Below are 26384 nucleotides of genomic sequence, written 5' to 3' on the forward strand. Positions count from 1 at the left end.
ATTATAATGTGATTATGTAAAAAATTATTTTGAATATTATGTTGAAATATGTAAATTAAGGAATTAAAGTGCGCTTTATTACTTATTTTTGATGTAAATTTTTAGAAATAAACTAATATTTAGTTATTAATAATTTTATAAAAACGTATATTTTTATTGTATAATATTAACATATATGATACGATTTGCCTGTAATTGCATTAATGATAAGACAAATTAAATTAAAAAGAATTAATTTAGTACTTTTGGATATAATATTTTAGGTAAACCAAAAATCATTGAATTTTTATACATTTTTGGTAGTTTTATATTTAATTAAGGATTATATAATTAACTATTATTTTTAGTTAATTATAATATTAGTAAATACATGTAGACAAAATGAAATTAAGGGATTAATATAAAATTAAATTAATGATTATATAATTCAAAATTTAAATATATAATACTATAAATTAACAATTGAAAGGGGAAGTTTAAATGAAGAAAAAAATATATATTGATGGAATGAGTTGCTCACATTGTGTAAGTCATGTAAAAGAGGCATTATTAGACATTGGTGCTATGAAAGTAAAAGTTGATTTAGAGGAAAAATGTGCAGTAGGTGAATTTGATGATGAAGTCACTGATAATGATATTACAGAAGCTATTGAAGAAGTAGGGTATGAAGTTACTGAAATAGAGGAAGATTAATATAAAAACGCCTACCAATCGGTAGGCGTTTTTATATTCGAGAAATATGCCAATATTTATATTAATTAAAAAAATTTAATTGAGCATTTATTTTCTTGTCTTGTATTTCTAAAATAACATAAGAATACCATGGTTCGCGTCTTTTACAAGAGGGTGAACCTGGATTTATCATTAGTATTTTGTTTTTAGTTAAAATAAGTGGTTGATGTGAGTGTCCAAAGATTATTATATCTACCTTATCATTAATAAATTTATCATAAGCTGTGTTAAGTGTATTTTTACTTTTACCATCACCGTGGTATATACCAACTTTATAACGGTCTATAGATAAAATGACTTTTTCTTTTAATAAATCTCTGATGTATCCTTTATCATTATTTCCCCATACGCCCACAAAGTTCTTATGCTCTTTTAATTTTGAGACTACGCTGGTCGAGATATAATCACCTGCATGAATTATCATGTCCACTTCTTCAGATAAGTTATCTATTAATTTGAAAAGTTTATCATTATGTTTTTTCGCATGAGTATCTGATAATATCGCAATTTTCATATTTCATCACCTTCTAGTAGTATATTATTTTATAGTATGCTTTGATACAAAAATAATATTCGAATTCCTATAATTTACAGTTTACGATTTTAATTATATAATATTTCTGTTATAATAATTTTATATATTTTTAATATTGGTAATAATTTTTAAATGTTTAAAATAGTGTTGGGAGAAGAAATGGGAGACTTAGAAAGTGTAGTTTTAGTTTATGAACAAAATGGAATAAATATAAAAAACGAGAAATCTTTGCATTCATCCATTAAACAATGGTATGTTATGCCAGGCGATCGATTTGAAGTAAAAGTAGATAAATATGTAATTGATTTAGTGAGGGAAGATTCATTAATTGAAATACAAACCAAAAATTTTAGTGCAATAAGGGGTAAGCTTAGGGATCTTATTAAATATAATAAGGTTATGCTAGTACATCCTATAGCTATTGAAAAATATATAGTTACAACAGAATGTGAAGATACGATAATTACAAGACGTAAATCGCCTAAAAAAGGTAAATTGGTGGATTTATTTGATGAGTTAATTAGAATACCTGATTTGATGGTATCAGATAATTTTATATTAGAAATTTTAATGACTAAGGAAGAAGAAATAAGATGCAAAGACGGAAAAGGAAGTTGGAGAAGAAAAGGTATAAGCATAGTTGATAGAAAACTTATAGAGGTAGTTGAAAAAATAACATTTAACGAAGAAAAAGATTTCTTAAGATTTTTACCTGAAGAATTACCAGAAAATTTTACAAATAAACATTTGGCTAAAGCCCTAAAAATCAATGTATTTAAGGCAAGGAAAATCACCTATTGTCTTAGAAAAATGAACATTATAAAAGAAGTTGGAAAACTTAAAAATGAACTTATATTTGAGAGGTCATGAATATCGTTTGTAGTTTTATAGGAGGTGGAATATATGGATAAGAAAAAGGTCTACTTAACAAGAAGAATTCCAGATGAGGCTATTAAGGTTTTAGAAAAACATTTTGATGTGGAAATTAATCCTCGTGATAGAGTTTTATTAAAAGGAGAACTACTAGAGAAGGTAAAAGGCAGGGATGCAGTATTATGTCTTTTAAGTGATAATATTGATAAAGAGGTGATTGAGGCAGCGGGCGATAAGTGCAAGATATTTGCTAACTACGGTGCTACTAGTAGCAACATTGATTTAGTAGCGGCAACTAAAAGTGGAGTAATAATTACAAATACCCCTCAAGTGCTTAACGATGCTACTGCTGATCTTGCATGGACACTACTTATGGTGGTATCAAGAAGAATTGTAGCCGCAGATAAATTTACAAGGAATGGAGCTTATGAGTCTTGCGATCCTATGATGTTTCTAGGCAAAGAGATTACTGGTAGGACATTGGGGCTTGTGGGAGCAGGGCAAATTGGTTTTAATTTTGCAAAGAAAGCTAAGGCTTTTGATATGAAGATACTCTACACTGATTTGTTAAGAAATCATAAAATAGAGAAAGAACTAGGTGCCATATACGTCGATAAAGAAATATTGTTAAAGGAGGCGGACTTTGTTTCATTACATGTACCAATTTCGCCCTCTACAGTGCATTATATTAGTGATAAAGAATTTTCTATTATGAAAAACTCTTCAATCATTGTTAATACATGCAGTGGTCCTGTAATTGATGAAAAAGCTTTAGTTAGAGCGCTTAAGAAGGGTGAAATATGGGGAGCCGGACTTGATGTATTTGAACATGAGCCAGTCATTGAACCAGAGCTTTTAAATATGTACAATGTTGTTATTGTTCCACATATTTCTTCAGCTACAATGGAAACAAGAACAAACATGGGATTAATTGCAGCCGACAACATTATTAAAGTGCTTACAGGTGAAAGGCCAGATAATTGTATTAATAAGGAAGTACTGAAATAATCAGATTAATTCATATAAGAATAAAAGACTAAGAACTACCAAACAGATTTGTGATGGTAGTTCTTAGTCTTTTATTTACGTGTCAATTTTTCCAGTTCAACATGATTACGATACCAATTATTACTTTTTAAAAGCATTTCTGGGGAACCTGTATTTTTAATCATGCCATTTTCTAAAATAGCCACCCTGTCGCAGGTAACTATAGAAGATAAACGGTGAGTTATAGATAATATAGTGTGAGACTTACTTGCCTTTTGAAGTACTGATATAAATCTTTTTTCTGTTATGGAATCAAGATTTGCAGTGACTTCATCAAGTAGTAAAATTGGTGGGTCTGTTACAATTGCTCTAGCAATAGCAAGGAGTTGTTTTTGACCTTGTGAAAAAACACAATCACTATTTACTTGTGTATCAATTCCATTTTCTAAAGTTATTATATAATCAGTTAGTCCCACAAAGGCAAGTGCATTTTCAATTTGTTCCTTTTTAATTTTCTTATCCTGCAGACTAATTTGATCGGCCACTGTGCCGTTTATCATATGAAAGTTTTGGTCAACATATCCGAACATTTTACGTTTTTCGGAGTTTGATATGTTACAAACATTAATTCCATTTATTGTAATACTGCCATTTGAGGGTTTTAAAAATCCCATAGTTAGTTTGAATAATGTGGATTTTCCAACACCTGTTCTGCCCACAAAGGTTACCTTTTCTTGTGGGTTTAAATGAAGACTTATATTTTTCAAAATATCGTTTCCTTTTTCATATTGAAAGGTTACATCATTAAAAGATAGTATTATAGTCGCGCGACTTGGAATAATATCCTCAGCTTTAAGTATGCTATCCTCGTTGTGATCCTCTGGCAGATTATAAAAGTCATTCACTCTATGAACACCGGATACTGCTTGTTGAATATTTTGAAGCTCCATACCCAAATTTTCAATTGGTGTAAATAAATTGGATATTAATTCAATGGAGGCTGCAACCATACCTAGTGATATACCTAAATAGTTTAGCTGCTTTGTGGATAGGATTACAATAAGTCCAATTACTAAAGCACGAATAAGCTGTATGATGGGAGAGAATACAGAATCGTAGAAATTTACTTTCTCCACGGTTTTGTAGTTATCTAGCAAATACCCAGTATAGTTTTTTTCCATATAGTTTTCTTTACTGTAAGATTTTATCATCTGTACATTATTTAGGCTTTCTGCAATATGATTGTTTACTTTGCTAACTAAAATTCGATTCTTTTGTTGAGCATTTAGCATTCTCTTTTGAAATGTACGAGTAATAACATAGATAATAGGCAGCAATAGTAAAGTACCAATTCCAAGCTTTGCACTAAACGTCCAGATAGAAAAAACAATTCCTACAATTTTGAGGCAGCTTACCATCATTCCAATAATACCGCTTGTAAACATGGAATTAATGGCATCAACATCATTTGTAAACCTTGAGACAACTGCACCTGTCCCGTTTTCAGAAAAGAACATTGTATTTATTTTTTTAAGCTTTTTCATCATTTCAAGCCTAATTTCTTTGGTTATTCTTTGACCTAAAACTGTAAGTAGGGCCTCTTTCAAAAAATCGAAGATACCTATAAAGAGTAGTACTCCCATATAAATTATGGCTAAGTTAAGCAGTTTGTCGCTTCTTTTTGGTACAAGGTTGTTATCAATAATGTGTTTTAAAATTTGAGGAGGAATTAAACTTCCTATAACAACACCGAAAACAGCAATGACCAATAATATATCAATTTTTATACTTTTTTTTATAGTTTTTATAATAGAATTATAAACGAGGCTACTTTTCATAATTATCACCAACAGTAGACTGTAAATTGAATATTGAGCTATAAACGGTATTGCTTTTCATAAGCTGAGTATGTGTACCATAACTTGCTGTTTTATTAATGCCTATAAACAAAATTTTGTTTATTCTGTTGAAAATAGTTAACCTGTGTGAAATAAGTATAATTAAACTATCTTTATAATTATTTTTAAGATTTTTTAAAATTTCCTCTTCGGTTTTCATATCCACTGCAGAAAATGGGTCGTCTAAAACTATAATTTTATTTTTATTAAGTAGGGTTCTTGCAAGTGCAATCCTTGCCTGTTGACCACCACTTAATTTAATTCCACTATTACCAACTAAAGTGTTTTCTAAAAGAGGCATAGCCTCCAAATCATGATCAAAGCATACATCCTTCAGAACTGACGAAATATCTTTTTTAATACCAAGAGTTATATTATTATAGATGCTATCAGAAAGTAATTGTGGTTTATGAGAAAGATAAGAAATCATCTGGCTTCGCTCATATTCGGAGTAGTCCTTAAGCTCAGTGCCATCTATCTTCACACTACCTAAATAGGGATATAATCCAAGCAGAGAAAGCCCAAGTGTAGATTTACCTGAAGCTATGAAGCCGGTAATACCTATGATTTCGCCTTGCTTTCCTTCGAAACTAACATTTTCAAATATGCTGTTTTTACTTGAAGGATAGCGAAAGCTGAAATTGTTAACCGTTAGTTTTGTGTTATTTACATTAATACAAGAAGTGGTTGATTTGATTTGGTAAAAGGTAAGATAGGGTTTAATTCGTGTCCATGATATTTGTGATTTTTGCACAGAATTAAATAGATTAGCTGCTTTACTTGCTTTAGTTGCTATTGCAGCGAACATAATGAGATAAGTAGAAAAGTTACCTACTGTCCATCCACCGTTAATAACCTTTGTGCCTCCAAGGTAAATTACCGTAATTATTCCAAACAACGCAATAATATTATAAATTGGTTGCATGGAATTTTCTAAGATGGTGGCTTTAATGGCTTTATTTTGCAAATCCGTAAGTTCAACATTATACTTGTCTATATTTTGATCTTCCATGCCGTTTGCACGATAGAGCATGGCGTTTTCGATTGTATCATATGTAATGTTTGCAACAAAGCTGGTTTTGGTACGAAAATCAATAGTGTATTTATATATAATGATTTTTAATTTTTCAGCAAGCACCATGGCAATTGGAATAAAAAAGGCAGAAAGTACAGTGATTTTTACATCATAAAAGAGCATTGATATAAAATAAGAAACCATTAATACTCCAGTATCGAATATCTCTGTAGTAAATTTACGCATACCTTCAACGCAGATGTCAACATCAGAGATGGCTCTAGTCATTAGATCACCTATATTTTCTTTATCTAGCTTTTCAATGCTTTTATGCATTATATTATTGTATATCATAAGCCTCATGGTAGCATTTGTACTATTAGCAAAACGTCTTATATAAAAACGTTTAAAGTAGCGCATTAATTGAATCATTGCTATAAGGAAAACAAAAGTGAGTGCCAATAATATTACGGAGGATAGGTTGTCACCATAAGTAATGGAGTCAATCAACTTACCCTGGTAAATTGGACCTACAATTGTTGCTATATTAAAGGTAAGCCCAATTATTATAATACATGTTACAATAAATTTCTCTTTTTTCCAATAGTTAATAATTTTATCTGGTCCATTCATAGGCTTGATCGTAAGCTTTACCATAATAATCAAAATCCCCTTTATATAAAAATTTCACATTGCTTTATATTGTTAGTATAAAATTACAGTTATGACACAAGATATCTAACTAATTGTACTATTGTTTCAGCAAATTGGGTATATAATTTCAATGTAATATTCTGAATTTACTCTATGAAACACAATCTTGAAAGTAGTATAATGATATAGATGAAAAGCTTAAAACTAAAATAGATATTGTAAATATATTTCTTATAGATAAAATATAGTAAATATTTTACTATAAAAGGAAGGTGATAGTTTGAATAATTTTAAAATTCTTTTAGTGGAAGATGAAAAGTTAATGGCAATGTTTATTGAGATGGAGTTAAATCATGAAGGATATATAGTTAATGTGGCGTACGATGGACGCAAAGGCCTTAGTATAGCAGAAAAAAATGAGTATGATTTAATACTTCTTGATATTATGATACCGGGGCTTAATGGAATTGAGGTTTGTAGAAGAATAAGGTTGTCGTCTCAAGTACCTATAATTATGCTTACGGCAAAAAGCGACATAGCGGACAAGGTTTTAGGATTGGATGTAGGTGCAAATGATTATCTCACTAAACCATTTGCAATAGAAGAACTATTAGCAAGAATCAGGGTGTATCAAAGGAATAAACCTACTAGTGATAATACTGATGAAATTAAAGTGAAGGATATAGTTATGGATAATAGGGCTCATAATGTAATGAGGAGTGGTAAGGAAATTGAACTTACGAAAAAGGAGTATGACCTTTTAGAGATGCTTATAATAAATAAAAATGTTGTGCTTACAAGGGCTCAATTAATAGAGAAGGTATGGGGTTATGATTACTTGGGGGATACAAATGTAGTAGATGTGTTTATAAGATATTTGAGAAGTAAAATTGATGATGGTTTTGAAGATAAACTTATAAGTACTATAAGAGGAGTAGGATATGTTATTAAAGGTGATTAATTATGAAGTTTAAGCTTATGAATTCTAAAATTATTAAAAGTGCAAAAATTTCTATGAAATTAACTATAATTTATGCTTTAATGTTCTCATTAGTATTACTCATTTTAAATGCCTCGATTCTATACGGAATAAAATATTACTTGTATAGTCAGGCCAATAAAGAAATAGAAGATGTTAAATTAATAGTGTTAAATAAGGTTACCCCTGTAAATGAGCATGTAGATTTGTTGAGCAAAGAATTGATTTCAGATGTTCCATCTAAACAAAATATATCAATAAGGATATTAAAGGGAGATAAAAAGGTACTAAACATGTCAGACCAATTTAATTACAATATTAAAGTTAAAGAACCTTTTGATAAAACAATAATCTCTAAGGAAGACAATAAGCATCTGGTATATAAAAATTTAAAAATTGATACTAAAGAATATGGATATATTTATATTCAAATAGTGAAGAATATGGACAACGAGTATGACTTTTTAGAAATTTTATTTATTATGATGGCAATAGCTGATTTTATAGGTATTATTGCTTCAATTATATTTGGGTATAGCATAAGCAAAAAAATGCTAAAACCTATTGATCAAATAACTAAAGCTGCGGATAATATTAGTATTAATAATTTAAAGGAAAGAATTGAGGTTACTGGTCCAGATGATGAACTTAAACGACTAGGTAATACTTTTAATAAAATGATAGATGGGCTTCAGGAAGCTTTCGACAGGCAAAATCAATTTGTTTCTGATGCATCTCATGAACTTAGAACTCCTATTGCAGTTATCCAAGGGTATGCAAACTTACTTGATAGATGGGGGAAAGATGATAGGGAGGCCTTAGAAAAATCTATTCATGCTATTAAGCTTGAAACAAGTAATATGGCAAATTTAGTTGAAAAACTATTAATAATTGCCAAGGGTAATAGTATAAGTCAAAGAATAGTGAAAAATCAATTTTATCTTAATGAGCTTATTTGCGAAGTAATAAGTGAAAGCATGATTATAGATCACACTCATATAATATCAAGTGACAGAAATGATATTATTAGTATCTTTGCAGATTATCAAATGATAAAGCAGATGCTGAGAATATTCATTGATAATAGTATTAAGTTCACGCCAGAGCAAGGAAAGATTGATATAAGCTCGGAGATTCAAGGTAAAACAGTGAAAATTATTATTAGTGATAGTGGAATAGGAATACCAAAAGATGAAATTCAAAATATATTTGAAAGATTTTATACTGTAGATAAATCTAGATCTAGAGAAAAAGGTGGCACAGGCCTTGGATTATCTATTGCTAAACTGATTGTAGATGTGCATAAGGGAATCATAAATGTAGAGAGTGCAGAAGGAATAGGAACAAAAATAACGATTATATTAAATATTTAGATTTCAGATTTATCTGCTATCTAGATATTTTTTATTGTTGTCTATTTTATATTTAAGGTAAATCTAAGACTTTTTTAATCTGTTTTTAATCTTATAAACATATAATACGAATTATGGGTAAAATTACAGAACACCGTCAAACGAAAGGGGAAAATGATGAAAATGATATCTTTTATACAAAGATTTGATAGTTTTTCATTATTGTATATTAAAGATAATATGCATGGAATTATTATGGACAAAGTAATGGTTATATTAACGAACCTAGGTAACGGTGGATTGATATGGATTATAATTATAGCGTTACTTATGATAAATAAAAAATATAGAAAAATAGGATTTATGGCTTTAGGAGCTTTAATACTAAGTGCAATTTTAGGAGAAGAAATAATAAAAAATGTGGTTAAACGTATAAGGCCATCATCAAATATACCAGCATTTAACCTTTTAATTAAAAAACCTTTATCCTATTCATTCCCGTCAGGGCACACTTCGTCGTCATTTGCAGTTGCTGGAATATTATCATATTATTTTAAAAATTATGCTGCTGAGTTTTTCGGTTTAGCAACTTTAATAGGGTTTTCAAGGGTTTATTTATATGTACATTATCCTACAGATGTTTTGGCAGGGACAGTTTTAGGGCTTACATGTAGTGGGATAATAATTTACTTGTTTGACAAAGTAAGCTATAATAGGTCGGCGAGCATTAAACAGAATATTCATTGTGTAAATCAGGAAGAATATATGTAAGGCATGATTTTATATTCATATATGTGGTCATTTATAATAGTATTTATTGTTAGTTAATTTAATTATTATTAAATTAATTAAATATATGATAAAATGGAAACTATAATTGTATGGAAGTTTTAGTTGTCACATTTTTTAAATATTAAGGATAGGGCGTGATGTTTTGCAATTTACTATTGGATTAATTAATCATTATGGATATATAATTTTATTTAGTGCTTTAGTACTTGAATTAATTGCATTCCCTCTTCCAGGAGAGTTAATGATGACATACTGTGGTTTTCTTGTTTATCAATCTAAAATGAACTGGATTATAAGTATCATAGTTGCCAGTGCTGGAGTAATATCGGGAATTACAATATCGTATTTCGTTGGTACCAAATTAGGAACGAGATTTTTTGAAAAATATGGTTCCTATATTCATCTTGGGCCGGATAAGATGGAAAAAACATCAAAGTGGTTTAAATCATCTGGAAATAAATTGTTAATTTTAGCATATTTTATTCCTGGAGTTAGACATATAACAGGATATTTTTCAGGTATAACTGAAATTCCTTATAAAAGATTTGCAGTAAACGCATATTTTGGAGCGTTTTTGTGGACTGCTACTTTTATTTCACTTGGAAAGGTTCTTGGACCTAATTGGGATAAATTTCATGGCTATATCTCAAAATATTTGATTATTGGAAGTTTAATTATATCTATAATTTTAATTAGTATTTACGCCTATAGAAATCATAAGACACGAATTATAGAAACAACTTATAAAATTCTAAGTAGAACTATAACTATATTTCATTCTATGGGGAAAATGAAAGTTGCTATAGCTGGTGTAGCAGTTGCTTTTTTAGGCTTTTTAGTTCTTGTAATTGGTGTAATACAAGATTATTTAGCACATGAATTTGATCAATTTGATATTATTGTATCTTATTTAGTAAAAGCAATTTTTACCTCCAAATGGTCATTTTTGATTGGCTTTTTTGGATTACTAACCTCAGTTAGAGTATTATTACCATTAACTATTTTCATCTTTATATGGATTATAAGAAGAAATAGAAATAGAATTCTTGAAATTCAATTTCTATTTATTGTAATTGGTGGTGGTGAAGTTTTACAATACATATTAAGGCATATTTTTAGACGTTTAGGACCTTCTTCAATTGGCCAAGTAGGAAATAGTTTATTTACTTTCCCAAGTAATCAATCTTTTATGGCAATTGTTGCATATGGTTTTTTTGTTTATCTAATAGTGTGCCATGTAAAAAGAGCTTGGCCTAAAACTGTAGCCTTGAGTATAGCTTTATTTATTTGTTTAGTTGTAGGTCTAAATCCAATATTCTTTCAAACCCAATATCCAAGTGACGTTTATGCGGGGTATATTTTTGGTGGGGTATGGCTTAGTATAAATATTATTTTATTGGAAATTTATCGTATATTACCTAAAATAAATTTATAAGGTAATAGTAAAAAATTCTTAAGTCATAAGAATAAATTATAAAAAAATATAAAAGATATAGAGATATATAAGTGAAGGTGGTTTTATTATCGTCATTCTAGTTTTATTAACAGTCATTTCTCCTTATACGACCATAATACCAGCAATATATATGACATATATGGTGTTATTTAAAAAAATGAACATATACAAAAATCATTGGAATATAGGACTTTGTATACTATTTATTTGGTCAATTATAGTAGGTGTTATAAATCATAGTGTTCCATCAATTGTAACATCCTTTGCTCTGCTTATTTATCTAATTATTAGTATTTTCCTACAAAATTATTGTGAAAATGAAAATAAGGTAGAAGATATATGTAGGCATTTAGTTTATGTTTCAATGTTCTCAGCAATTTTTGGAATAGTTGAAAAAATTATGAATGTGTATTTTCATTTTAATATTTGGGCGAAATTTCTTGAAATTACGTCTCAGCCAGTATTTAATGATAGAATATATAGTACATTTGGAAATCCCAATGTAGCGGGCAATTGGTTTGCCATAATGATTCTTGTAGGTATTTATTTTTGTAGCACTACATCTAAATCTACTAAATTATTCTATGAGGGCGCAACATTTTTGTTTGTTATTGCATTGTGTTTAACGGGATCTCGTGGCGCTTTTATGGGTCTACTGTTTGGAGTTTTTATTTATTATCTCCTTAAGGGTAATAAAAGAGATAGATGGATTTTTATATCAGTATTTATATTTACAGCTTTAGTTGCCTTTTTACCATCACAAATATTGAAAAATGTAACTGGCCATAATTTTGATGACTCATTTATAAGTCGTCTTGGAATATGGAAAGGATGTTTAAAAATGATAAAACTTAAGCCTTTTACGGGCTGGGGGCTTATGGGCATAACTGAGCATGGGGCAAACTTCATGAAAGGCTACTATTATGCAACATTATACCATGGCCATAATATATGGATTACTATTACGACTACACTTGGAATAGGTGGGCTTTTAATATATTCTTATTTAAAAATTAATTTGTTCCGAGATTTAAAGATACTTCATACAAAGAAATGTAGGTTGGTTCCGATGCTAGCGGGTATTCAAGCTGTAGTAATCGGGCATGGATTGGTTGACTTTACAATGATTGCACCGCAAACTGGGTTGCTATTTATAGCAAGTTCAGCTATAATAACTGCTCTAGTAAAACAAGAAAAATAATTGGTATAAAACATCTAGATTTCAGATTTACCTGTTATCTAGATGTTTTTTTGAATGCTATTTATGAATCATTTTTGCAAATACAGCTAACATTCCTGATGTAATAAGTGGTCCTACTGGCACTCCTCCTAAAAAGGCTGCTGCAGCAACTGCCCCTACTATCATGGCGGGCATAATATCACTATGTCCTTGAACGGTAAGATAGTTAAGCCCTTGTCCGCTTAAATACGTTGTTAAAAATGAAAGAAGTAAAGCTGCCAAGCCTATCCATGATGTGAATATGCTTTTTATATTATCTGTTGAAATGTTACCGTTTGCTATAGGTATCAGTATGGCGGCTATAAGAAGTATAAGTCCCCATGTCATTCCATTTTTTTCTAAGGTAGGATACACATAATTGTCCAAACCTAAGAGTTTTAGTATAAGTAGGATACATGTAGCAATAGCAACTGAGTTAGCTTTTCCAAATATAGCAGCAGCTAGAATTAACAATAAAATAATAGTAGGACTCAAATAGATCATCTCCTGAAATATATTAAAAAAATTCAGCTTATAATATACTATTCGAAATGTTCAATCTTGACTCTATTATAATTAATAATTATACAAAAAAAACTATAAGCTAGACACTTTTTATCAAGTGTCTAGCTTATAGGTATAAGTTTAAACTGGATTTTCATTATTGAAATAAAAATCAAACATTCATCTTTTGTTCACATATAGCAAAATATTTGGAGAAATTGTCCTGATATTAATTAATATCAGGGGTAGAAGTATCCCTAAGTTATAACATAGTGGTTATCAGTATTTTAACTCCCACTAGTGCTAGAACAGAAGCGACAATGGACAGTGTAATGAAAATTGAAGTAGTCGTCGACATTTCAGACACATTTTTGTTTTCAGGTATCATAAAAAATTGTCTCCATTTCCGCCATTAAAGGCTATTTTATAAAATTCAACCTAATATTGACCTCATGTAATTTATTCTAAGTGATATTTTGGTATAGTTTATTTTATGTTTGAAGTAATATCTTCTATTAACTATAATACTAAATAATTATTTCTTTTTGGTGTCAATATTGTTAACAATTTATAACTATTATACCACATCAGTGAAATATGGGTGGAGAGGTTGTGAATGGTTTATGTATTTGTGGTGTATATAGCAAAAAAATATAGAAAAAGAAAAACTTTTATTATACATTTATAATATGAAAAACAGCACAATTTTGAATTAACTATGCTGTTTTACATTAGAAACATTAGATATCTTTAGTAATAGTTTTATTTACGTACTCTTCATCAACATCGTAAAAAATATCTTTATTCATATTTCTGTATGTTTTAAATGATTCACAATCATCAATATTATATATAGGTTCATCCTCATCTAGAGACATTACAGGGAGCACTTGTACTAAATAGTGGGTTGGGTAATTAATTATCATATTATAACCTCCTATTTGTAGTCATCACAATAGATTTTAAAGTAAGCCTTTGGAAACTTACATAGTGGGCAAAAATCAGGTGCTTCTTTTCCTATATGAATATATCCACAATTCATACATTGCCATTTTGCATCATAATTCCTTTTAAACATCATGCCTGCCTCAAGATTCTGATATATTTTCAAAAATCTCATTTCATGATTTTCTTCTACTTCTCGTAATTCTTTATAGAAATCTGCAATTTCCATAAAACCTTCTACTCTTGCCTCATTTTCAAATTGTTTATAAAGGGTAGTACTCTCATGAGCCTCTCCTTTTGCAGAATCCATCAAATTGTCTGCTGTAGTTTTATTCATCTTAAGAAACCTATTAAAAACTTCTCTTGCATGTGCCTTTTCATTATTTGCAGTAGCTTCAAAAATAGAGGCTATATATTCATATCCTTCTTTCTCAGCTTTTTCAGCATAAAATGTGTATTTATTTCTTGCTCTTGACTCTCCAGCAAAAGTACTAAGAAGATTTCTTTCAGTTTTACTACCATTTAATTGCATTTTATTCCTCCAAAAAAATTAATTTCTTTATTATTCTATTCATTATGTTTTTAAATGTTACTTTAAAAAAAGGACATCTACTAATTACGATGTCATATATTCGAATGACAAAGTGATTATAGGAATATATTAAGAGTGAAGATAGTGTATATTTTGTTTCCTTTATTTTTTTGCTTGCATGTCCTATTATTTTATGGTAAATTGTCGAATAAGAGTGAATTATGAAACTCAAAAAATATAAAAGGATGTGTATTTTGGATAAAAAGAGAAGTTTTATTGTGGTTGAAGGAATTGTTCAAGGTGTAGGGTTCCGTCCATTTGTATATAATTTAGCAAAAGCTTTCAAGTTAAAAGGCTGGGTGAATAATAATTCTGAGGGCGTTTATATAGATGTTGAGGGATTTAAGGAAGATATAGATAAATTTGTGAAATGTGTTGAAAATAATTCACCACCTCTTGCTAGAATAGAAAAAATAACTATAAAAGATGATATAGTATTAAATTATTCTAATTTCGAAATCAAAGAAAGTGAAAGGAATTTAGATAAAATAACATTTATATCTCCAGATATAGCTACTTGTAGTGATTGCTCAGAAGATATACTAAATTTAAATAATAGGAGAACGGGTTATTCTTTTACTAATTGTACAAATTGTGGCCCCAGGTTTTCTATAATTAAAGAATTGCCTTATGATAGGGGTAATACTACAATGAGTGAATTTAAAATGTGCAAGTCGTGTAATAGTGAATATTTAGATCCTACAAATAGGAGATTTCATGCACAACCAAATGCTTGCGCTGAGTGTGGTCCTGAGATTTGGATAGAGGACTTTAAAGGAAACAGAATAGATATAGAAGATCCTATAAGGTTTACTCAAAATATGCTTATGGAAGGTAAGATATTTGCAATAAAAGGTCTAGGAGGTTTCCATCTTGCCTGTGATGGACTGAATGAAACTTCTGTGGGAAAATTAAGAGATAGAAAAAAAAGACCATTTAAACCTCTTGCGGTTATGATAAAGGATATAGAAACTGTTAATAAATATTGCAAAGTAAACAAGTTAGAAGAAAAAATACTTACTGGAATAAAAAAACCGATTATAATTTTAAATCAAAAAGAAAGCACTTTACCTAAAAATATAGCACCTAATCAGAATACTATGGGGGTAATGCTTCCATATACACCTATTCATATTTTATTGTTTTCAGAAAAAATAAAAGTGCTTATTATGACTAGTGCAAATGTTAATGGGCTACCGATAGAGTATAAAGATGATTCTGCAAGGGCGGGCCTTTCAGGTATTGTGGATTATTTTCTAATGCATAACCGTGAAATACATGTACCAGTTGATGATTCTGTATTAAAGGTTGTAGATGAAAAGCAGACTATCATAAGGAGAGCTCGGGGTTTTGTACCAGAACCTTTTAAATGGAGTAATATGAAAAATATTCTAGCTTGTGGCCCCAATATGAAGAATACTTTTTGTATCAGTAAAGAGGGTTTTTTGTTTCTAAGTCAATTTAATGGTGATCTCGAAAATTTAGAAACCTATGAACATTATAAGAAAAATGTGAATCATTTTAAAAAAATATTTTCTTTTTCTCCACAATATATAGCTTTTGACATGCATCCAGGATATATGTCAACTAAATATGCATTAGAATATGATCTGCCTAAAATTGCGGTGCAGCATCATCATGCGCACATAGTTAGTAACATGTTTGAAAATAATTTAGTGAAAAAGGTTATTGGAGTCTGTTTTGATGGAACTGGGTATGGCACTGATGGAAAAATATGGGGAGGGGAATTTTTAATTTGTAACCGGCTTGAATTTACAAGAGTGGCACATCTTGATTATATAAAAATGCCTGGAGGAGAAAAAGCTATTAAAGAACCATATCGAATGGCAGTTTCTTATATTTATAAATCCTTAAGTTTACAAAAAAGCAAAAAAGAAATTGATGATATGATTTTTAAGTTATATGGTAATAAGGCTATTAACCTTATTAAAATTATAAATTCAAATATAAATTGCATAGAGACTTCTAGCATGGGCAGACTTTTTGATGCTATGGCAAGTATAATTGGAATCACGGATGAAGTTACTTATGAAGGACAGGCTTCTATTGAACTTGAAGCTATGTCAGAAATGGATATTGAACAATCATATACTTATAAAGTAATAAAGCGAGATATGTATATTATAGAGCCATATGAAATAATTATTGGGGCACTAAATGATAAAATAAAAGGTGTTTCAGCTAAAATTATTGCATCTAAATTTCAAAATACTATTGTTAATATAACTGTAAATATATGCAATAAAATTAGAGAAAATTCAGGTATAAATGGAGTTGCATTGAGTGGAGGGGTTTTTCAAAATTCTTTTTTAATGGAGAAAATATATCGCAATCTCAAACAGAATAATTTTGAAGTTTATACGCATAAGGACTTACCTTCTAATGATGGAGGAATAGCAATTGGGCAGATAATTATAGCTAATGAAATAATTGAAAATGATTTATAAAATTTATAATAAAAAGATAGCAGTTTTAAAAAGCTGCTATCTTTTTATTATATAGGGAGAAATATATCAAAGACTATAATATGTGTGTTTGATGATTAATTTAATACCACTTAACACAACTTAACAAAAATTAACATGATAACAACACTTGCGACATATTTTTCGTGTATATTGAAGGCAATGGAAAACCGTCGACAGATTTTTCAATTTAAGGAGGGATAATTATGAAAATAAGTAGAAGAGATTTTTTAAAGTGGTCTATTGCGGCAGGAGTTGCTTTAAATATAGATTTTGATCTTGCAAATGTAAACACTGTTCTTGCAGCAGAAACTGATCCACCAATAATTTGGATTCAAGGTGCAGGTTGCTCTGGATGTACTATCTCTACTTTAAATGTAACTAATCCAACCACTATTGATGATGTTCTCTTAAATAAAATAAGTATGAAATATAACAGCACAATTATGACTGCTTCAGGTGATCTTGCTATGCAAACCCTTGACCAAAGTGCCACTCAGTATTCAGGTCAATTTATACTTGTTATAGAGGGTGCAATACCTACAGGTGCAAGTGGAAACTATTGTATAATTGGCGAGGTTAATGGAGTTCCATTAACAATGCAACAAGCTGTTTTAAAATATGGTCCAATGGCAAAATATGTAGTAGCCGCAGGAACTTGCGCTTCATTTGGTGGAGTTTCGGCTGCAGGAGCAAACACTACAGGATGTCAAAGTGTTAAAACTATATTAACTGGGAAAACAACTAACCCTATAATAAATTTACCAAGTTGTCCTGTTCATCCTACTGTTTTGATTCAATCTCTTTTAGATTTGATCTTAATTGGTAATCCAGCAATAGATCCAAACAACAGACCAACTAAATATTATGGGGCAACTGTACATAATATGTGTCCACGAAAAGGAACTGGAAAAGCAAGCCAAATAGGATCAGCAACTGGATGCTTCCTAGCATTTGGATGTAAAGGAACAACCACTGATAATGTTTGCACATCATTGAAATGGAATAATGGACAATCATGGTGTATGAATGTTAATTATCCTTGTATAGGATGCGCAAATTCAACCTTCCCAACAAGTCCATTATTATAAGCCTATCCGAACATTAATTTATTTAAGAAAGGAATGATAATAGATGAGTACTATAGTATTAGATCCAATAACTAGACTTGAAGGACATTTAAAGGTTTCAGTTACTCTTGATGTTAACAATATTGTAACAGCTGCGCAAGCTACGGGTAATTTGTTTAGAGACTTTGAAAACATGCTTGTAGGCAGAGTACCAAAAGATGCAGCATTCTTGACACAAAGAATTTGTGGAGTGTGCCCAGTATCTCATGCCATTGCATCCTCAAAGGCTGTTGAAGCTGCTTCAGGATTTACTCCAAATTTACAAGCTCTTCTTTTAAGAGACCTAATACAAGGGGCTAACTTTATATCTAGTAACATATTACATTTCTATCAACTAGCATTAATGGATTACGTTCAGGGACCGCAAGTCCACCCTTGGACGCCAGGGTATAGCCAAGATTTCAGATTTAATGCTACTGATAGCCAAACATTAATAAACAATTATGTTACAGCGTTGTCAATTAGGCGACAAGCACATGAAATGGGAGCAATTTTTGGTGGTAAACTTCCACATGTGGGTAACGTAGTTCCTGGAGGTGTGACTGCTCTTCCAACTGCAACGAACATAACAAATTTTAGAAATTATTTAAATACTATAATAACATTTATTACAAATACATATAAAACTGATGTTAATAAATTGGCATCAACATATAGTGATTATTACACAGTTGGCAAGGGCTACGGTAATTTAATATCTTATGGAGTATTTGATACAAATGCTACCGGAACTAAATTATTCCCTGCTGGTACAGTTACTAACGGAATTGTAGGAAGTTTTAGCCAAACCAATATCAACGAACAGGTAGGACATTCTTGGTATTCATCACCATCAGGTAGTAATCCAGCAAATGAGTTAACAACCCCAAGTTACGGAAAAACAGGCGCTTATACCTGGCTTAAAGCTCCAAGATACAGCGGTTTAGCTTATGAAGCAGGAAGCCTCGCAAGAACTTGGATTAGTGGGGATTATAGAAATGGAGTTTCTGTAATGGATAGGCATTTGGCTAGGTATACTGAAACATCTAAGATAGCTGCTAATATGCAGACATGGCTAAATCAAATAGTAGCTGGTGCAAGTGCATTCACTAATCTTGGGGTACCAGTTTCAGGAAGTGGAATAGGCTTAACAGAGGCACCAAGAGGGGCTCTCGGACATTGGGTTTCTGTTGCAAGTTCTAAAATATCTAAATATCAAATAGTAACTCCAACTTGTTGGAATGCTTCACCAATGGATGATGCAGGACTGGTTGGACCTATTGAAAAGGCTTTAATTGGAACTCATGTAACAAATACTGTACAACCAGTGGAGCTTTTAAGAATAGTACACTCCTTTGATCCTTGTACAGGGTGCTCTGTTCATGTAATATCTCCAGAAGGAATTGAAATGTCAAACTTTATTGTACAACCAATTTGAGTTTAGATATGAAAGATACAGTCATCATCGGTATAGGTAATATTTTACTTCAAGATGATGGTGTGGGAGTACATGTGATAAAACAATTGGAAAATGAAAAACTTCCATCTACTATTGAATTAGTAGATGGAGGTACTTCCACATTGGATACTCTTGGTTTCTTTCTTGATTTCAAAAAAGTTATAGTTATAGATTGTCTAAGGGCAGGTTTAACACCTGGTACAATATACAAAATAAAACCTGAAGATATTAAAAATTACCTGAAGGAAAATATTTCCATACATGATGTACAGATACTGGATGTTGTAAAAATGGCAAATATGATGAATAAATATCCTGAAGTTGTTATTTTTGGAATAGAACCAGAAAAAATATCCTTAGAACTAGAAATGACTCAAACAATGGTTTCTAAGATTCCAGAGATAATTTTTAATATAAAAAAAGAATTGAGAATTAATTAGGAGATAAATATGCATGAAGTTTCTATAATTCAAAATGTTGTTGAAATAGTAACAGATAAAGCAATTGAAAACAAATTCACTAAAGTTACCAAAGTATCGTTAAAAATAGGTGAGTTATCTGGTGTAATGCCAGAATCCTTAAATTTTGCTTTTAAAAGTTGTATAGTAGATACACTGCTTGAAGGATCAGTTTTAGGAATAGAAAAAGTCAAGGCAATAGGGGAATGCAAAGAGTGCAAGCAAGAATTCCCAATTGATCATTTTAATAAACTCTGTCCATGCTGTAATAAATTTTGTTCTAGCATTATTAGTGGATACGAGCTTTATATAAATACAATAGAAGGAGATTAAAGTATGAGTGAAATAAAGGTAGTTACGAACATTCTTCAAACAAATGATGAGATAACTTCTAAAAATAAAAAATTATTAGATGAAAAAGGCATTTATGTAATAAATCTAATGAGTTCGCCTGGTTCAGGTAAGACTTCACTACTTGAACGAATAATAGCTAAACTTAAAAATGATATAAATATCGCTGTAATTGAAGGAGATATTTATACAACTAAAGATGCACAGAGGATAGAGGCGCAAGGCGTTCCAGTGATTCAAATTAACACTGGAGGAGCGTGTCACCTTGATGCAGAAATGATAAGAGGCGCATTAAATGAGTTAACCCTTGATAAGATTGATTTGTTAGTAATCGAAAATGTAGGTAATTTAGTTTGCCCAGCAGAATTTGAAATTGGTGAAGATATAAAAATTTCTGTTTTGAGTACTACTGAAGGAAATGACAAACCCCTTAAATATCCACTGATGTTTGAAAAAAGTGGTGCGATTATTTTAAACAAACTAGACTTAATTGAATTTACTGATTTTGATAAAAAAGAGTTCTATAGAGACATAAAATCTTTAAATGCTAATGTCGATACCTTTGAAACATCCTGTGTTAAAAATCAGGGTATAGATGAAATATGTTCATGGTTAAAAAGTAAAATTGAAAATAAAAAATTAAAGGTTAAATAAAGGGAGGAATTTTATTATGCCAAGAATAGGTTTTCCGGAGCTCGCAATAATATTAGTTATTGCACTTGTAATTTTTGGACCAGGAAAGTTACCATCACTGGGTAAGTCAGTTGGTGAAACAATAAAGGAATTTAAAAAGGCTTCATCTGAGTTAATGAGTGATAAAACAGAAGCTAAAGCAGATACCCAAGCAGAAACCAAGGCAGAAGTTAAAACAGAAGAGACTAAAAAGGAAGAAACTAAAAAAGAAGAAGTAAAATAATAATTTTTAGGGAGTAAAACTATGATAAAAAGCGAACTAATTGTTCAGGCTGCTCATTGGCTTGAGAAATTTAGAAAAATTATCCTTTGGATAATTTTAATTGTTATAGCGGCGACCTCTCTTGTATATCTCGAATCAAATCTGTTAATTAATATACTTACAAAACCACTGAATGGAGTGCAATTACATTTTATGACCCCAGCGGAAGGTTTAATGGCAAAGATAAAGGTTTCTGTCTTAGGAGGACTCGTATTAGCCTTACCAGTGGTTATTTTTTTAATAATACGATTTACTGGACCTATACTAACTAAAAAAACTAAGAGACTTCTAATATTTCTTATAATACCTTTGTCTTTTGTCCTTTTCGCTTTAGGTATGACGTTTGCATATAAATTAGTTCTACCTTCTACAATAAAATTTCTTATTGATTGTGGAACTGAGTTTATGAAACCTACACTATCAGCAGATGAATATTTTTCATTTATAGGAACATTGCTTTTGTGTGTAGGGTTAATATTTGAACTTCCTTTAATATTGATAGCTTTATCAAGAATTGGAGTTATTACTTCAAAGATGCTCAAAGGAAAAAGGAAGATAGCAATTTTGTTATCCTTCGTTAGTATAGCTTTAATGGCTCCATCTTTGGATGCTTTTACTTTTATACTTGTAACTTGTCCGATTTTAATTCTTTATGAAATAAGTATTTGGTCTATATTTTTACTTGAAAAAAAGGATAAACGCAAGGAAAGCAAAGTCTTTAAATAAATTTAGAGAACTTTAAGTAACCTTAAAGAACTTTAAGTAACCTTAAAGAACTTTCAGAATAACTATAATACAAATATTATGAGGTGAAAGTATGGCAGCAAATGAAATGTCTGTAGTAGATCATTTACATGAATTAAGAAAAAGAATAATAATATGTCTCCTCAGTATTTCTTCTGCTGCTTTTCTTATTTATGATAAGGTTAATTATTTAATTCATATACTTATGAAACCTATAGCGAAGTTCAACTTAAGCCTAGTATATTTTAAATTAACAGAAGGGTTTGTTACGAGACTTGAAGTATCCCTTATAGCTGCACTAATTATGACTAGTCCTATTATAATATATGAAATATTGGCGTTTGTAGGAGTTGGTTTATCAAAGGGAGAAAAAAAGTTTTTGTATAAGAATGTTTTTATTCTCTTAAGTTTATTTATAATTGGTGTAGTTTTTGGGTACACAATGATATTGCCACACACATTAAGCTTCTTAATTTCCTATGGGAAGACTTACCTTATACCAGTGCTGAATGGTAGCATATATTTTAATTTCATAGGAATTTTTTGCCTTTATATGGGTATTATATTTCTAATACCATATGTATTAGTTATATTAGGTAAGCTTTCTCTTATAAGTTCTAAAATTTTAAGAAAAAAACAAATTCCGGTTATATTAGGAGTACTGGTGGTAGAGGGAGTGTTATTACCATCAGTAGATTTTCTTACATTTATTGTAGTATCGGTTCCTGTCTTATTAATGTATGAAGTAAGTATCTGGATAATATATTTAAATGAAAGAAGAAAAAGGAGGAGCAAAAATGTGTCTAGCAATTCCAGGAAAGGTTTTAAGTTTAGACGGAAATAAGGGCGTTGTAGAGGTTGGAAACATGAAAAGAGAGGTATTTATGCATCTAGTGCCAGAGGCAAACGTTAATGAATATGTACTTGTACATGCGGGTTGTGCAATACAAATGATAGATGAAGATGAAGCAAAAATAACAATAGATATTTTTAAGGAGCTTATTGAAAATGAAGTTTGTTGATGAATTTAGAAACAATGAATATTCAAAGAAACTCGTAGAAAAATTAAATAATATTACTAATGAAAAAATAAACATTATGGAGGTTTGTGGTACACATACTATGGCTATATTCAGATATGGTATTAGGGATGTACTTCCTCCAAATGTAAATTTGATATCAGGGCCAGGTTGCCCTGTATGCGTTACACCTCAGAGCTATATAGATACAGCTCTAACGCTATCACAAAAAAAAGATGTGATTATTGCAACCTTTGGAGATATGATGAAAGTACCTGGGAAAAAAGGTTCCCTAAGCAAGGCAAAGGCAGAAGGTGTTGATATAAGAATAGTGTACTCACCAATGGATTGCCTCGAGATGGCATTAGAAAATCCTTCTAAAAAGATAGTATTCTTATCAGTAGGTTTTGAAACAACTGCACCTATGACCGCGATTACAGCTATAGAAGCTAAAAAAAATAATATAAAAAATTTATTTTTCTTTACGGCTCACAAGATTGTCCCACCAGCTATGGAAGCTTTAGTACAAGATAAAGAATTGAACATAGACGGTTTTTTATTACCAGGGCATGTTTGTGCAATTAATGGCACGAAACCCTATGAATTTTTAAGCATGGATTATAATATTCCTGGAGTAGTTACAGGATTTGAACCTATAGACATACTTCAAGGTTTAAATACACTAGTAAGCTTAATAAGCAAAAAGGAATATAGGATTGAGAATGAATATAAAAGGATAGTTAAAAGTGAGGGTAATCCTATTGCCTTAGAATATTTAGAAAAAACTTTTAACATTGTGGATAGTAGTTGGAGAGGAATGGGTAGAATACCCAAAAGTGGTCTGGAATTTAATAGTGAATATGAAGATTTTGATGCACTTAAGCATTTTAAAATAAATTATGAAGAATACGATGGTAGTCCTGGTTGCAAATGTGGAGAAATACTTAAGGGGAAAATTAAACCAACAGATTGTCCGCTTTTCAAAAAACTCTGCACGCCAGAAAATCCAGTTGGTTCATGCATGGTTTCATCAGAAGGTACCTGCGCAGCATATTATAGATACCACAAAGATAAATAAATATAAGGGGGATTACAAATGAATGACACTATAACTCTAAGTCATGGAAGTGGCGGCGTACAAACTAATAGATTGATTAATGATGTGTTTTTTAAATACTTTGGAAATGATATTCTAAATGAAATGAATGATGCAGCTCAAATAGATATAGATTTTAAAAAACTTGCTTTTACTACAGATTCCTTTGTAGTAAATCCAATATTTTTTAATGGTGGTAATATTGGTAAATTAGCAGTTTGCGGTACAGTAAATGATTTAGCCGTAAGTGGAGCAAAACCACTTTACCTAACAAGTGCTTTTATTATTGAAGAAGGTTTCTCTATTAAAAAATTAGAAGAAATTGTGAAGACAATGGCTGATGAAGCTAATAAGTCAGGTGTAAAGATTGTAGCGGGAGACACAAAAGTTGTAGAAAAAGGTAGTGTGGATGGAATTTTTATTAATACTTCTGGTATTGGTAGAATTTATGAGAATGTCGATATTAATTGTTCCAATGCAACCGCTGGAGACATGATCATAATAAATGGTACATTAGGTGACCACGGAATGACAATAATGTGTGAAAGAAATAAACTCGGTCTTGAAGGAAATTTAAAAAGCGATTGCGCTTGCCTTAATTCCTTAGTAGACACAATGCTTGAAGCCTACTCGGGAATCCATGTTATTCGAGACGCTACTAGAGGTGGAGTTGCAGCCGTTCTTAATGAAATTAGTGAATTTAGCAATGTGACGATTGCTCTTGAGGAAAATAATTTGCCACTTACGGAAGAGGTAAAAGGAGCATCTGAGATGCTAGGACTCGATCCATTATATATTGCTAACGAAGGAAAACTTTGTGTTTTTGTACCAGAAGCTTATGCGCAAAAGGTACTTAATGTTATGAGAAAACATCCACTGGGTTCAAAGGCCGTAATTATTGGTAAAGTTACGCAAGAATTGGGACAAAAAGTTTATTTAAATACAGTAGTGGGTGGAAAAAGGTTAGTTGACATGCCATCTGGAATTCAGCTTCCACGAATATGCTAAACCACTATTGATGATGTTCTCTTAAATAAAATAAGTATGAAATATAACAGCACAATTATGACTGCTTCAGGTGATCTTGCAATGCAAACTCTTGACCAAAGTGTTAAAACTATATTAACTGGGAAAACAACTAACCCTATAGTAAATTTACCAAGTTGTCCTGTTCATCCTACTGTTTTGATTCAATCTCTTTTGGATCTGATTTTAATTGGTAATCCAGCATTAGATAGTAATAACAGACCTACTAAATATTATGGGGCAACTGTACATAGTACGTGTCCACGAAAAGGAACTGGAAATGCTAGCCAAATAGGAGCAGCAACTGGATGCTTCCTATCATTGGGATGTAATGGGTACCACCGATAATGTTTGTACATCAATGAAATGGAATAATGGACAATCATGGTGTATGAATGTTAATTATCCTTGCATAGGATGCTCAAACCCTAACTTCCCAACCAATCCATTATTATAAGTCTATTCCAACATTAATTTATTTAAGAAAGGAATGATAATAGATGAGAACTTGGATTAGTGGAGATTATAGAAATGGTGTTTCTGTAATGGATAGACATGGATAGACATATTGCTAGATATACTGAAACAGCTAAGATAGCTGCTAATATGCAGACATGGCTTAATCAAATAATGAAGAGATGGCAATTTAAAATTGTTGTCTTTTTTTGTTATGATGAAAAAATTTTTAACCATGGGAGTGAGTGTAGAAAACAATAGAATTAAGATGCACGTAAAAACATTTTAATGAATTATTTAACATATATACTAATAAAGAAACAATTACAAATTAATTAGGAGATAAATATGCATGAAGTGTCTATAATTCAAAATGTAATCCAAATAGTATCAGAAAAAGCAATTGAAAATAAATTAACTAAAGTTAACAAGGTTTCGTTAAAAATAGGTGAGTTATCTGGTCTTGTGGCAGAATGTTTAAACTTTGCATTTGAAATCTGCGTTATGGACACAATGCTTGAAGGTTCAACTTTAGAAATAGAGAAAGTAAGAGCGGTAGCAGAATGTTTTGAATGCAAAGAACAATTTCCAATAGACCATTTTAATAAACTTTGTCCATGGTGTAATAAATTTTGTTCTAGTATTATTAGTGGGTATGAGCTTTATGTAAATACAATAGAAGGAGATTAAAA

General features: G+C 30.6%; 31 protein-coding genes. 24 read left to right on the top strand and 7 right to left on the bottom strand.

The window, feature by feature from the left end; genetic code table 11:
- Nucleotides 1–480 precede the first annotated feature (480 nt).
- Nucleotides 481–693 (top strand): heavy-metal-associated domain-containing protein, encoded by a 213-nt coding sequence (locus VIM70_RS10125; RefSeq protein ID WP_331945635.1) that lies wholly within the window; start codon nucleotides 481–483, stop codon nucleotides 691–693.
- A gap of 61 nt (nucleotides 694–754) precedes the next feature.
- Here VIM70_RS10125 and VIM70_RS10130 read toward each other — a convergent pair whose 3' ends face one another.
- Entirely contained in the window at nucleotides 755–1246 is a 492-nt protein-coding gene (locus VIM70_RS10130; protein WP_331945636.1) for a metallophosphoesterase family protein, read from the bottom strand.
- Nucleotides 1247–1426: 180 nt separating this feature from the next.
- On the opposite strand from VIM70_RS10130, the gene VIM70_RS10135 reads away from it, so the two are divergent.
- Both VIM70_RS10135 and VIM70_RS10140 read left to right on the top strand, forming a co-directional pair.
- Complete coding sequence (locus VIM70_RS10135; RefSeq protein WP_331945637.1) at nucleotides 1427–2137, top strand: hypothetical protein; 711 nt, start codon at nucleotides 1427–1429, stop codon at nucleotides 2135–2137.
- Nucleotides 2138–2170: 33 nt separating this feature from the next.
- Entirely contained in the window at nucleotides 2171–3148 is a 978-nt protein-coding gene (locus tag VIM70_RS10140; RefSeq protein ID WP_331945638.1) for a D-glycerate dehydrogenase, read from the top strand.
- A gap of 71 nt (nucleotides 3149–3219) precedes the next feature.
- Here the strand turns inward: VIM70_RS10140 and VIM70_RS10145 are convergent, their stop codons facing one another.
- Together VIM70_RS10145 and VIM70_RS10150 are read right to left on the bottom strand one after the other, a co-directional pair.
- A complete protein-coding gene (locus VIM70_RS10145; RefSeq protein WP_331945639.1) occupies nucleotides 3220–4965 on the bottom strand; it encodes an ABC transporter ATP-binding protein in 1746 nt (581 codons plus the stop codon).
- Nucleotides 4955–6697 (bottom strand): ABC transporter ATP-binding protein, encoded by a 1743-nt coding sequence (locus VIM70_RS10150; protein ID WP_331945640.1) that lies wholly within the window; start codon nucleotides 6695–6697, stop codon nucleotides 4955–4957. The genes VIM70_RS10145 and VIM70_RS10150 overlap by 11 nt, the downstream gene beginning before the upstream one ends.
- A 277-nt stretch (nucleotides 6698–6974) precedes the next feature.
- Between VIM70_RS10150 and VIM70_RS10155 the strand changes: the two genes are divergently transcribed.
- From VIM70_RS10155 to VIM70_RS10175, 5 genes are all read left to right on the top strand, one after another.
- Nucleotides 6975–7655 (top strand): response regulator transcription factor, encoded by a 681-nt coding sequence (locus VIM70_RS10155; protein WP_331945641.1) that lies wholly within the window; start codon nucleotides 6975–6977, stop codon nucleotides 7653–7655.
- 2 nt (nucleotides 7656–7657) lie between these two features.
- On the top strand, nucleotides 7658–9046 hold the full coding sequence (locus VIM70_RS10160) for a HAMP domain-containing sensor histidine kinase (RefSeq protein WP_331945642.1): 1389 nt from the start codon (nucleotides 7658–7660) through the stop codon (nucleotides 9044–9046).
- Between the two features lie 162 nt (nucleotides 9047–9208).
- A complete protein-coding gene (locus VIM70_RS10165; RefSeq protein ID WP_331945643.1) occupies nucleotides 9209–9796 on the top strand; it encodes a phosphatase PAP2 family protein in 588 nt (195 codons plus the stop codon).
- 163 nt (nucleotides 9797–9959) lie between these two features.
- A complete protein-coding gene (locus VIM70_RS10170; RefSeq protein WP_331945644.1) occupies nucleotides 9960–11252 on the top strand; it encodes a VTT domain-containing protein in 1293 nt (430 codons plus the stop codon).
- 178 nt (nucleotides 11253–11430) lie between these two features.
- A complete protein-coding gene (locus tag VIM70_RS10175) occupies nucleotides 11431–12474 on the top strand; it encodes an O-antigen ligase family protein (RefSeq protein ID WP_331945645.1) in 1044 nt (347 codons plus the stop codon).
- Between the two features lie 57 nt (nucleotides 12475–12531).
- Here VIM70_RS10175 and VIM70_RS10180 read toward each other — a convergent pair whose 3' ends face one another.
- The 4 genes from VIM70_RS10180 to rbr form a co-directional block, all read right to left on the bottom strand.
- A complete protein-coding gene (locus tag VIM70_RS10180; RefSeq protein ID WP_331945646.1) occupies nucleotides 12532–12987 on the bottom strand; it encodes a DUF441 family protein in 456 nt (151 codons plus the stop codon).
- Nucleotides 12988–13258: 271 nt separating this feature from the next.
- Nucleotides 13259–13384, bottom strand: coding sequence for a hypothetical protein (locus VIM70_RS10185; protein ID WP_331945647.1), 126 nt, complete (start codon nucleotides 13382–13384; stop codon nucleotides 13259–13261).
- A 352-nt stretch (nucleotides 13385–13736) separates the two neighbouring features.
- Nucleotides 13737–13922: a hypothetical protein gene (locus VIM70_RS10190; RefSeq protein ID WP_331945648.1), complete on the bottom strand. Its 186-nt coding sequence runs from the start codon at nucleotides 13920–13922 to the stop codon at nucleotides 13737–13739.
- A gap of 11 nt (nucleotides 13923–13933) precedes the next feature.
- Nucleotides 13934–14473 (bottom strand): rubrerythrin, encoded by a 540-nt coding sequence (gene rbr / locus VIM70_RS10195; protein ID WP_331945649.1) that lies wholly within the window; start codon nucleotides 14471–14473, stop codon nucleotides 13934–13936.
- Between the two features lie 254 nt (nucleotides 14474–14727).
- Between rbr and hypF the strand changes: the two genes are divergently transcribed.
- The 16 genes from hypF (at nucleotide 14728) to hypA (ending at nucleotide 26382) form a co-directional block, all read left to right on the top strand.
- Nucleotides 14728–17001 (top strand): carbamoyltransferase HypF, encoded by a 2274-nt coding sequence (gene hypF, locus VIM70_RS10200; RefSeq protein ID WP_331945650.1) that lies wholly within the window; start codon nucleotides 14728–14730, stop codon nucleotides 16999–17001.
- 224 nt (nucleotides 17002–17225) lie between these two features.
- Nucleotides 17226–18110 carry a hydrogenase small subunit gene (locus VIM70_RS10205; RefSeq protein WP_331945651.1) on the top strand — a complete coding sequence of 295 codons (885 nt, stop codon included), beginning with the start codon at nucleotides 17226–17228 and terminating at the stop codon, nucleotides 18108–18110.
- Nucleotides 18111–18153: 43 nt separating this feature from the next.
- Complete coding sequence (locus tag VIM70_RS10210; RefSeq protein ID WP_331945652.1) at nucleotides 18154–19566, top strand: nickel-dependent hydrogenase large subunit; 1413 nt, start codon at nucleotides 18154–18156, stop codon at nucleotides 19564–19566.
- Nucleotides 19567–19574: 8 nt separating this feature from the next.
- Nucleotides 19575–20027, top strand: coding sequence for a hydrogenase maturation protease (locus VIM70_RS10215; RefSeq protein ID WP_331945653.1), 453 nt, complete (start codon nucleotides 19575–19577; stop codon nucleotides 20025–20027).
- Nucleotides 20028–20036: 9 nt separating this feature from the next.
- On the top strand, nucleotides 20037–20378 hold the full coding sequence (locus VIM70_RS10220) for a hydrogenase maturation nickel metallochaperone HypA (protein WP_331945654.1): 342 nt from the start codon (nucleotides 20037–20039) through the stop codon (nucleotides 20376–20378).
- Between the two features lie 3 nt (nucleotides 20379–20381).
- Nucleotides 20382–21050, top strand: a complete 669-nt coding sequence (gene hypB, locus VIM70_RS10225) for a hydrogenase nickel incorporation protein HypB (RefSeq protein WP_331945655.1) — start codon at nucleotides 20382–20384, stop codon at nucleotides 21048–21050.
- Between the two features lie 16 nt (nucleotides 21051–21066).
- Nucleotides 21067–21312, top strand: coding sequence for a twin-arginine translocase TatA/TatE family subunit (locus tag VIM70_RS10230; RefSeq protein ID WP_331945656.1), 246 nt, complete (start codon nucleotides 21067–21069; stop codon nucleotides 21310–21312).
- Between the two features lie 21 nt (nucleotides 21313–21333).
- Entirely contained in the window at nucleotides 21334–22077 is a 744-nt protein-coding gene (gene tatC / locus VIM70_RS10235) for a twin-arginine translocase subunit TatC (RefSeq protein ID WP_331945657.1), read from the top strand.
- Between the two features lie 91 nt (nucleotides 22078–22168).
- Complete coding sequence (tatC, locus tag VIM70_RS10240) at nucleotides 22169–22939, top strand: twin-arginine translocase subunit TatC (RefSeq protein ID WP_331945658.1); 771 nt, start codon at nucleotides 22169–22171, stop codon at nucleotides 22937–22939.
- The gene (locus tag VIM70_RS10245) at nucleotides 22893–23117 is read left to right on the top strand and encodes a HypC/HybG/HupF family hydrogenase formation chaperone (protein WP_331945659.1); all 225 of its coding nucleotides are present in this window, start codon (nucleotides 22893–22895) and stop codon (nucleotides 23115–23117) included. The genes tatC (VIM70_RS10240) and VIM70_RS10245 overlap by 47 nt, the downstream gene beginning before the upstream one ends.
- Nucleotides 23104–24192, top strand: a complete 1089-nt coding sequence (hypD, locus tag VIM70_RS10250; protein WP_331945660.1) for a hydrogenase formation protein HypD — start codon at nucleotides 23104–23106, stop codon at nucleotides 24190–24192. The genes VIM70_RS10245 and hypD overlap by 14 nt, the downstream gene beginning before the upstream one ends.
- A gap of 18 nt (nucleotides 24193–24210) precedes the next feature.
- The gene (hypE, locus tag VIM70_RS10255; protein WP_331945661.1) at nucleotides 24211–25218 is read left to right on the top strand and encodes a hydrogenase expression/formation protein HypE; all 1008 of its coding nucleotides are present in this window, start codon (nucleotides 24211–24213) and stop codon (nucleotides 25216–25218) included.
- Nucleotides 25219–25299: 81 nt separating this feature from the next.
- Nucleotides 25300–25584 (top strand): hypothetical protein, encoded by a 285-nt coding sequence (locus VIM70_RS10260; RefSeq protein ID WP_331945662.1) that lies wholly within the window; start codon nucleotides 25300–25302, stop codon nucleotides 25582–25584.
- A 13-nt stretch (nucleotides 25585–25597) separates the two neighbouring features.
- The gene (locus tag VIM70_RS10265; protein ID WP_331945722.1) at nucleotides 25598–25693 is read left to right on the top strand and encodes a hypothetical protein; all 96 of its coding nucleotides are present in this window, start codon (nucleotides 25598–25600) and stop codon (nucleotides 25691–25693) included.
- Nucleotides 25694–25791: 98 nt separating this feature from the next.
- Nucleotides 25792–25953: a hypothetical protein gene (locus VIM70_RS10270; RefSeq protein ID WP_331945663.1), complete on the top strand. Its 162-nt coding sequence runs from the start codon at nucleotides 25792–25794 to the stop codon at nucleotides 25951–25953.
- Nucleotides 25954–26040: 87 nt separating this feature from the next.
- Nucleotides 26041–26382, top strand: a complete 342-nt coding sequence (gene hypA, locus VIM70_RS10275) for a hydrogenase maturation nickel metallochaperone HypA (RefSeq protein ID WP_331945664.1) — start codon at nucleotides 26041–26043, stop codon at nucleotides 26380–26382.
- Nucleotides 26383–26384 lie beyond the last annotated feature (2 nt).

The sequence above is a fragment of the Clostridium sp. genome, assembly GCF_036569345.1.
GTDB lineage: Bacteria > Bacillota > Clostridia > Clostridiales > Clostridiaceae > Clostridium_AD.

What these genes read in the sequence shown, in the direction of transcription:
- VIM70_RS10125 (WP_331945635.1), top strand. Translation starts at nt 481, where the DNA reads ATGAAGAAAAAAATATATATTGATGGAATGAGTTGCTCACATTGTGTA.
- VIM70_RS10130 (WP_331945636.1), bottom strand. Translation starts at nt 1,246, where the DNA reads ATGAAAATTGCGATATTATCAGATACTCATGCGAAAAAACATAATGAT.
- VIM70_RS10135 (WP_331945637.1), top strand. Translation starts at nt 1,427, where the DNA reads ATGGGAGACTTAGAAAGTGTAGTTTTAGTTTATGAACAAAATGGAATA.
- VIM70_RS10140 (WP_331945638.1), top strand. Translation starts at nt 2,171, where the DNA reads ATGGATAAGAAAAAGGTCTACTTAACAAGAAGAATTCCAGATGAGGCT.
- VIM70_RS10145 (WP_331945639.1), bottom strand. Translation starts at nt 4,965, where the DNA reads ATGAAAAGTAGCCTCGTTTATAATTCTATTATAAAAACTATAAAAAAA.
- VIM70_RS10150 (WP_331945640.1), bottom strand. Translation starts at nt 6,697, where the DNA reads ATGGTAAAGCTTACGATCAAGCCTATGAATGGACCAGATAAAATTATT.
- VIM70_RS10160 (WP_331945642.1), top strand. Translation starts at nt 7,658, where the DNA reads ATGAAGTTTAAGCTTATGAATTCTAAAATTATTAAAAGTGCAAAAATT.
- VIM70_RS10165 (WP_331945643.1), top strand. Translation starts at nt 9,209, where the DNA reads ATGATATCTTTTATACAAAGATTTGATAGTTTTTCATTATTGTATATT.
- VIM70_RS10175 (WP_331945645.1), top strand. Translation starts at nt 11,431, where the DNA reads ATGAACATATACAAAAATCATTGGAATATAGGACTTTGTATACTATTT.
- VIM70_RS10185 (WP_331945647.1), bottom strand. Translation starts at nt 13,384, where the DNA reads ATGATACCTGAAAACAAAAATGTGTCTGAAATGTCGACGACTACTTCA.
- VIM70_RS10190 (WP_331945648.1), bottom strand. Translation starts at nt 13,922, where the DNA reads ATGATAATTAATTACCCAACCCACTATTTAGTACAAGTGCTCCCTGTA.
- rbr (WP_331945649.1), bottom strand. Translation starts at nt 14,473, where the DNA reads ATGCAATTAAATGGTAGTAAAACTGAAAGAAATCTTCTTAGTACTTTT.
- VIM70_RS10205 (WP_331945651.1), top strand. Translation starts at nt 17,226, where the DNA reads ATGAAAATAAGTAGAAGAGATTTTTTAAAGTGGTCTATTGCGGCAGGA.
- VIM70_RS10210 (WP_331945652.1), top strand. Translation starts at nt 18,154, where the DNA reads ATGAGTACTATAGTATTAGATCCAATAACTAGACTTGAAGGACATTTA.
- VIM70_RS10215 (WP_331945653.1), top strand. Translation starts at nt 19,575, where the DNA reads ATGAAAGATACAGTCATCATCGGTATAGGTAATATTTTACTTCAAGAT.
- VIM70_RS10220 (WP_331945654.1), top strand. Translation starts at nt 20,037, where the DNA reads ATGCATGAAGTTTCTATAATTCAAAATGTTGTTGAAATAGTAACAGAT.
- hypB (WP_331945655.1), top strand. Translation starts at nt 20,382, where the DNA reads ATGAGTGAAATAAAGGTAGTTACGAACATTCTTCAAACAAATGATGAG.
- VIM70_RS10230 (WP_331945656.1), top strand. Translation starts at nt 21,067, where the DNA reads ATGCCAAGAATAGGTTTTCCGGAGCTCGCAATAATATTAGTTATTGCA.
- tatC (WP_331945657.1), top strand. Translation starts at nt 21,334, where the DNA reads ATGATAAAAAGCGAACTAATTGTTCAGGCTGCTCATTGGCTTGAGAAA.
- tatC (WP_331945658.1), top strand. Translation starts at nt 22,169, where the DNA reads ATGGCAGCAAATGAAATGTCTGTAGTAGATCATTTACATGAATTAAGA.
- VIM70_RS10245 (WP_331945659.1), top strand. Translation starts at nt 22,893, where the DNA reads ATGTGTCTAGCAATTCCAGGAAAGGTTTTAAGTTTAGACGGAAATAAG.
- hypD (WP_331945660.1), top strand. Translation starts at nt 23,104, where the DNA reads ATGAAGTTTGTTGATGAATTTAGAAACAATGAATATTCAAAGAAACTC.
- hypE (WP_331945661.1), top strand. Translation starts at nt 24,211, where the DNA reads ATGAATGACACTATAACTCTAAGTCATGGAAGTGGCGGCGTACAAACT.
- VIM70_RS10260 (WP_331945662.1), top strand. Translation starts at nt 25,300, where the DNA reads ATGCAAACTCTTGACCAAAGTGTTAAAACTATATTAACTGGGAAAACA.
- VIM70_RS10265 (WP_331945722.1), top strand. Translation starts at nt 25,598, where the DNA reads ATGAAATGGAATAATGGACAATCATGGTGTATGAATGTTAATTATCCT.
- VIM70_RS10270 (WP_331945663.1), top strand. Translation starts at nt 25,792, where the DNA reads ATGGATAGACATATTGCTAGATATACTGAAACAGCTAAGATAGCTGCT.
- hypA (WP_331945664.1), top strand. Translation starts at nt 26,041, where the DNA reads ATGCATGAAGTGTCTATAATTCAAAATGTAATCCAAATAGTATCAGAA.